A 7,193-nucleotide genomic window follows, 5' to 3' on the forward strand; every position below is an offset into this window, starting at 1 on the left:
TATCGCATTTCAGCGAGCGGGCTTTTTTTTGAAAGGTAACATCATGGCATTTGAAGATGACTTTGAAACAGTCGCCAAGACACGGCTTTTCGTCAGTACGACGCGCCCGGCAACTGACACCGCAGCTGCATACGCTGCACTCACCTGGGTCGAGGTGGGGCTGATCACCAATGTCGGCAGCGTCAACGGCCGCGAATACAGCACCGCGATCTTGTCGACGGTTGGTAATGCGCGTGATCGCGAAAAAAAAGGCAGTTACAAATTGCCTGACGCCACGTTCGAATGCGCGTGGAATGAAGCCGATGCTGGCCAGATCATCATTGCCGCCGCAGCCAACGACTACAGCATCCCCGCGTTCAAGCTCGAAAAGCAGGGCGGCGCGGAGCGTTTTTTCACTGCGCAGGTGAAGAGCTTTGTTGAAAACAACGGCACCAGCAACGACGCCGTCAAGGGCAATTTCGTCCTGCTGCGTCAGAGCGACACCATCACTGCTTGACCATCCCGACGCGGCACCAGCCGCATCCTTCACCAGCACCGGCTCTGCCATCTCTTTCATTGAGAGGTGACAGGCTTGGCGCCCATATTCCCGCATATAGAAGAAAGGTAACACCATCATGACCTTCAACATCAAGCAACTGGCTATCGCCGCAGCAGCAGAAATGGTCGTACGCGACGCCGCGGGCGAGCCGCAGGCCGATGAACACGGCAATGCACTGACCATCACGCTGCACAGCCCTGGTACGAAAGAATTCCAGAAGGCTCGCCACGCAGCGGAAGAGCGTAACAGCGCGCGTGTGTTCAATCGTATGCAGGGTAAAGCGGACGCCAAGCAGAGCGCCGAAGACAAGATCAAGGAGCGCGCTGAATTCCTGGCCGCCTGCACGATCAGTTTCAACAACTTCGGCGATGGTCTGGGCGCCGGATACGAACTGTTCAAGCGCACCTACTCCGATATCGAAATCGGCCACATCGCCGATGACGTCGAGAAGTTCCTGGGTGAGCGGGGAAACTTCAAAAAGCCGTTGCCGACCAGCTCGCCAGCTACGTCCGGCACGCTGCCTGGCTAAACGCGATTCCAGATGCCCCAAAGCTGCCTGCCGGCATGCCGCCGGCGCCGCCTGAGATATCTCGCCGCGAGGTGCTGCGGTTGAGCAAGACGCCCATCGAAATGCCGCCGCTGGAGTGGGGCGGCTACCTGGTGGATTACTTGTTTGAGTTCGGCCCTACGGTGGCGGTGGGCATGGGAAACGGTCCTGTCACTGGCGTCGAATTGTTGGCTTGGCAAGAACTTCTCAATATCGACTTTCAGCCATGGGAGGCGCGGCTGTTGCGGCGCTTGTCGAGTGAATACCTGGATGAATCGCATAAGGCAACGGCGCGTGATTGTCCGCCGCCGTTTGGCGCAGCACCAGTGCTCAGACAGGCGCGAGCGAAAGATATGCAGCACAGCATCGACCGGTTCTTGGCGTGATTTCCGCTCTCCGTTGCATTTTCAAGAGGATCAGCATGGCAGATTCAATTATGGTCGGTCTGGATGACTGGCTGAAATACCTGGACGATTCGCCGAAGAAGCTGCAGCAGGGCGCGCGTGTAGGCCTGTACGCCGGCGCCAAACTGATCGAAGCGCAGGCGAAGGAGAACTGTCCGGTGGGAGGGCCAACTGGCGAGAACGCGAAGACCTACGGCGGTTATCCCGGCGCCCTTCGCGACAGCATTCGAGCGACGTTCGGAGAGAAAGGCGGCCGTGTGTTCGCGTCAGTGAGGGCCGGTGGAAAAACACCAAGCGGTGCGATTGTTTTTTATGCGCACATCATCGAGTTCACCGGCGCGGCCGCGCACGTTATCCGTGGTCGCAATGGCCGGCGCCTGACGTTTGGTGGCCGCTCGTATTCGGCGCTGCATCACCCCGGCATGCAGGCGCATCCCTTCTTGCGCCCGGCGCTGGATGCTCGCGCGCTCGATGCAATCGCACTGGTCGAGGAAGCAGTCAAAGCGGTCTTGAAAAAATAAACTGGAGTTGCGCATGTTTCATGGCATTGAAGTTCACCTGATGGCTGATATTGAAAAGTATAAGCAGGGCATGGCCGAGGCGAAGAAGATCGGCGGCGAGTCCATGGGCTTCATTGCATCCATTTTTGATAAGCTCAAGAGCATGGCCGGCGGCATGTGGGATTCGCTGAAGTCGGTCTTCTCCAGCATCGGCGACAAGTCCAAAGGGGCATTCAGTTCGTTCTCGGATTCCGCATCGAGTGCGTTCGGTAAGGTCATCAGCGTGCTGCCTGGTTTCAACAGCGCCATGAGCAAGACTAAAGACAAGATTGGCGAAACGGAAGAAAAGTCCGATAGTCTGATCAAGAAAATAGGTATTGGCGTCGTCGTGGCCGTTACCGCCGCTGCAGCTGCGATTGCCGTGCTGGTTAAAAAGGGCTTGGATGCTGATTCTGCGCTGGCCGGCTTGGCCATCTCAAGCGGTATCACGGCGTCGCAGTTTTCGCGCTTCGAGGCTACCGCGTTGAAGTCTGGCGTGACCGCCCAGGAATTCGGTGCTTCGATGGTCAAGCTGCGCGAAAAAATGAAGGAAGCCGCTGCGAGCGACGGCAGCACATTCTTCAGCAAGCTCGGCGTCGATATTGTCGATGCGAACAATGCGTTGCTCAAGACCGATGATGTAACCATCCAGGTAGCGAAAAAGATCGCGGCTATGTCCAGCGAGGCTGAAAAGTATGCCGCCGCCTCCAAGGCCGGCTTTGAAGGCAAGGTCCAGGTGCTGGAAGATATTGCGCGTGCCAGCGACCTATCGGCGACCACAACCGATGAGCAGGCCGCTGCCGTGGTGCGGCTGGGGAAAATCTGGCACGACATCCTACCTGGCGGAAAAGGCATGTGGGCACAGGTCAGCACATTCCTGACCAATAGCCTGACCCCGGCAGTTACGGAGGCGTCGCTGACCATTCTGAATTCAAAAAATACCATCGTCAGCGCGTTCAACGATATCTATGGCAGTGGCTCGAAGTTGCCGAGTTTCGGGGAGCAGATCAAGGAGTGGGGGCAATCCGCATCCCAATGGTTTGACAAGGTCGCCCAGAGCGCGACGGCGATGACGGTATCGATCCTGAAATATGTGGCCATCAAGACCGGTTTGGGCGATCCAAGCGCGCTCGGCAAAGGTGCTGCGCCAGCGCCGGTCCCGGCCCTTGTCCCACTTGTTGGTGCCGACAACCCTTCGGTCACTAAGGATTCAGAGAAGGAGTATGACGCCCTCACCAAAGCAATTCAGCAAAAAATTGCTGTGCAAAAACTGGAAATTCAGACGGGCGCTGCGCTGACGGAGGGCCAGCGACTGCTTCTCAAAATGAACGCCGACTTGAGAGACGGCACAATTACCATGACGGAGGCGCAAAAATCCAAACGTACGGAAGAGCTGAATCTATTGATCGCGCAAGAAAGACTGAATCGACAAGCGCAGGAGGCACGCGCCAAAGGTGATGCTGCAACCAACAAAGAGGTCGCCAGCCTGACAATGTTGGTGGCGGCCATCAAGGCCAAGACTGCCGAAAACGAAATGGAGCTGGCTACGGGCTTGGCTACGACTGAAAACCAGAAATTCGCCATCAAGTTAAACCTGGAAGAAGAGCGTAGCAAGAAGAACCTGTCCGGGGCAGACCTGGTCCGGTTGAGTACCTTGAAAGCCGAAGCGGTCGCCCAACTGGCGTTGAACAAAAGTACAGAAGACGCTGTCAAGGCGCAGCAGACCGTAAAGGATGTGGTGAAATTTATCAGCGAAAGCACGCTGGCGCGCCAGGAGTCCGCCGCGGCGCTGGGGGGGGAATATCAGATGATGGGCAAGTCCAGCGATGCGCGTGAATTGGCCATGGTGGCGGTCCGCGAACAAACTTCGCTGGAGAAATTCCTGCTTCAGGAAAAATTGGCCGGCAAGGTAGTTACCGAGGACCAGATCAAGCGCCTGACGGAAGAGGCAGCTGTGCGCGTGCGCGTCGAGCAGGCCACGCTGGCGCAGACCAAGGCGCTGGGCTATGCCGCCCAGCTCGCCGACGAGAATCGCCGCTTCGCTGCCGAATCGCTGTTCGATGAAAAGGCGCGCGCCGCCGCACTGCTGAAAATCGACGCGGCCATGTGGCAGGAACGTATCGCCCTGGCCGGCGCCGGTACCGAGGCGCAGAAGCGCCTGCAGGAAGAGTACTCGACCTGGTACGGCAACCAGTTGGCCAAGCCCGAGATCGAGGCCAACCGCAAAATGTGGGAATCGATCGATTCGACGGCGCACGATACGTTTGTCTCGATTTTCGACAGTGGAAAATCCGCATTTGATCGCCTGCGCGACACGCTGAAAAACGGCCTGCTCGACCTGCTGTATCAGATGACCATCAAAAAATGGATCCTGAATATCGGCGCCTCTGTATCCGGTACCGGCGTAGCAGGCATTGCCTCTGCTGGTGGCCTGGGCGGTACCGGCGCGGCCGGTGGGCTGGGTGGCGTCGGCGGTCTGGTGCAGAGCGCCAAGACGGCCTACACCATCGCGACGCAGGGCTTCGCCGGCATCACGGCTGGCCTGGGCACCAGCGTGGTCAGCCTGGGCACGCTGTTTGGCTCGAGCGCGATCGAGGCATTTGGCGCCGGACTTGGCAGTACCGGGCTGGTGGGCGCGGCCGACGCTGCTGGCCTGTACGCTGCCTCGGGCGGTGTGGGCAGCGCTGGCGCGGTGACGGCCGGCGCCTATGCAGGCGCAGCGGTGACGGCCGCTGCCGGCATCGCTGCCGGTGTGCTGGGTGGCCGGATGATCTCCGGCCAGTATGGTAGCAACTCGACGGTGAACGCCGGCACGGGCATTGGCGCCGTCGCCGGCGCATTCATGGGAGGCCCTATCGGCGCGGCTATTGGCGGCGCTATTGGTGGCGTTATCGGTGGCTTGGCCAACCGTGCCTTCGGCATGGGCGACAAAAAGTACGGGGAGACTGGCATTACCGGCACGCTGTCTGGTACCGGTTTCACCGGCAATGAGTATGCTAAATGGACGCAAAAAGGTGGTTGGTTCCGTAGTGATAAGTCTGACACGGATCGTAAAGCCGTCGACGCCACGACGTCCAATGCGTTTGTGGAGACCTACGCGGCCATCCGCAACGTCTCCGCCACCCTGGCCAACACGCTGGGTATCGACACCGCCAGCCTGGCCAACCGTGCCCAGGAGCTCAACATTAATCTGACCGGGCTCACAACGGAAGCGGACAGGCTGGGCGCCGTTACCAAGTTCTTCGAGGGGGTGGGCAACTCCATCGCGTTGGAGCTGGTCCCGAGTCTCGGTCAGTTCAAGATCGGCAACGAAGAACTCAGCGCGACCCTGCAGCGCGTAGCCGGGAACTACGCTGGCGTCGACGCCGCGCTGCAGCTTATCGGCCGCACGTCGCAAGATGCCTTCGGCGCGGTGGGCGTGGCCACCATCGGTGCGCGCGAAAACCTGGTCAAGCTGGCGGGTACCCTCGACGCGCTGATCAGCGGCACTCAGTTCTTTGCCGAAAACTTCCTGACCGAGGCCGAGCAGATGGCGCCGGTTTTGTCGAGCGTCGCCGACACGCTGGCGGCGCTGAATATGTCGGGCGTAAAAACGGTCGACCAGTACAAGCAGGTGGTGCTGGGCCTGGACCTGTCGAGCACGAGCGGGCAGGAGATGTATATCAAGCTGCTGGCCCTGGCACCCGCGTTCAAGGCGGGGGCTGACTACACCAACCAACTGGCGGCAGCGACTGGCGATTACGTCGCTGTGGTGAAAACCGCCAGCGAGATCGCCAGCGAGCACATGGATCTGCAGAAGCAGCTGAACGAACTGACGAAAAGCGAAACCCAGCTACTGGCCATCCAGCGCGCCGGCATCGCCGACGTCAATCGTGCACTGTTCGACCAGGTGCAGGCAGCCAAGGCCGTGGTATCTGCCAAGGATGCACTGGCCAAGGCCTACGACACGGAATCGGCGGCGGCTAAGACGGCGCTGGACAAGTCGAAGTCGTGGGTGGCCACGCTCAACGGCCTGAACGCCAGCATGGCCCTGGGTGCGCAGTCGACGCTGACGCCGGAGCAGAAGTATGCCGAGGCACGGGCCCAGTTCGAGAAGACCCTGGCGGCAGCGAATGCCGGCGACACGACGGCGCAGTCGGGCCTGTCGGCTGCCGAACAGGCGTTCCTGGCTGCCTCGCAGGTGGTCAACGCCTCGGATGCCAAGTATGTGGCCGATTACGCCCGCGTGATGGCGGCCAACGACGAGGCGCTGAAATGGGCGGGCATGCAAGTCGACGTGCAGCAGGCCAGCCTGGATGCCCTGACGGCGCAGGTATCGGGCCTGATCACCATCAACGACAGCGTGCTGACGGTAGCGCAAGCCATCGCCAACCTGCAGGCGGCGATGGGCACGGCCACGGGCCTGGGCGTCAAGTTCGATGGCTCGCATGCCGGCGGCCTGGCCAGCGTGCCGTTTGACGGCTACGCGGCCGAGCTGCACCGGGGCGAGGTGGTGGTCGACGCGCCAGCGGCGGCGGCCATGCGCCGTTATTTCGGTGGCGCGCCAAGCCAGGGCGGCGGCAATACCGATGCCCTGGTGGCCGAGATCAAGCGGCTGAACGAGAAGCTCGACAAACTCAACGCTGACACAAACCGGAACGCTGGTGCCGCCATCCAGGCCACGGTCGAATCGAACGACAAGGCCGCACAAACCGTCGTGGCGGGCATCGATAAATCAACCAAGTCCTCTGCGTGGGCAAAACAAGTGGAGTTTTCGAAATGAACGATGGGCAACTTCTGGAATGGCTGCAGGATGACGCGGCGCACCGCACGGCCCTGATCGAGGTGCAGGTGAGCGTGGCAGGTGCCGAAGTGACGCGGTATATCGCTTCGCGCTCGTATATCACCGGCCCGCTGGAAGTGCCGCCCAACACTGCGTATCTGGCCCTGGCCACGGGTGGCCTGGCCTTCACGGAGCAGATCAGCCTGACGGGCGAGGCGGGCCTGTCGGGCGGCGATATCGAGCTGGCCAACACCGACGGCTCGTTCGACGGCTGGCTGGCCGACGTCTGGCGCAATCGGCCGATCAAGGTCTGGTTCGGCGACCTACGCTGGCCGCGCGCGGACTTCCGCCTGGTCTTCGATGGCCTGGTCGCCGATGTCAGCAGCGCTGGCCCCGAATCGAT

Annotated in this window: 5 protein-coding genes and 1 pseudogene; all 6 read left to right on the forward strand. The window is 60.5% G+C overall.

What is annotated here, in order from left to right:
* Positions 1-496 (forward strand): hypothetical protein (locus AC07VL_RS27890; protein WP_494808734.1); only part of this gene is annotated, 496 nt, incomplete at its 5' end.
* A 118-nt stretch (positions 497-614) separates the two neighbouring features.
* Positions 615-1,067: a hypothetical protein gene (locus AC07VL_RS27895; protein ID WP_494808735.1), complete on the forward strand. Its 453-nt coding sequence runs from the start codon at positions 615-617 to the stop codon at positions 1,065-1,067.
* Between the two features lie 80 nt (positions 1,068-1,147).
* Positions 1,148-1,471, forward strand: coding sequence for a hypothetical protein (locus tag AC07VL_RS27900; protein ID WP_494808736.1), 324 nt, complete (start codon positions 1,148-1,150; stop codon positions 1,469-1,471).
* Between the two features lie 35 nt (positions 1,472-1,506).
* Positions 1,507-2,010 carry an HK97-gp10 family putative phage morphogenesis protein gene (locus tag AC07VL_RS27905; RefSeq protein WP_494808737.1) on the forward strand — a complete coding sequence of 168 codons (504 nt, stop codon included), beginning with the start codon at positions 1,507-1,509 and terminating at the stop codon, positions 2,008-2,010.
* A 13-nt stretch (positions 2,011-2,023) separates the two neighbouring features.
* Entirely contained in the window at positions 2,024-6,790 is a 4,767-nt protein-coding gene (locus AC07VL_RS27910) for an autotransporter outer membrane beta-barrel domain-containing protein (protein WP_494808738.1), read from the forward strand.
* Positions 6,787-7,193, forward strand: a pseudogene (locus tag AC07VL_RS27915) (hypothetical protein); the annotation flags it as partial. The gene AC07VL_RS27910 and the pseudogene AC07VL_RS27915, both read left to right, overlap by 4 nt.

The sequence above is a fragment of the Janthinobacterium sp. GW821-FHT03C08 genome (assembly GCF_059420905.1).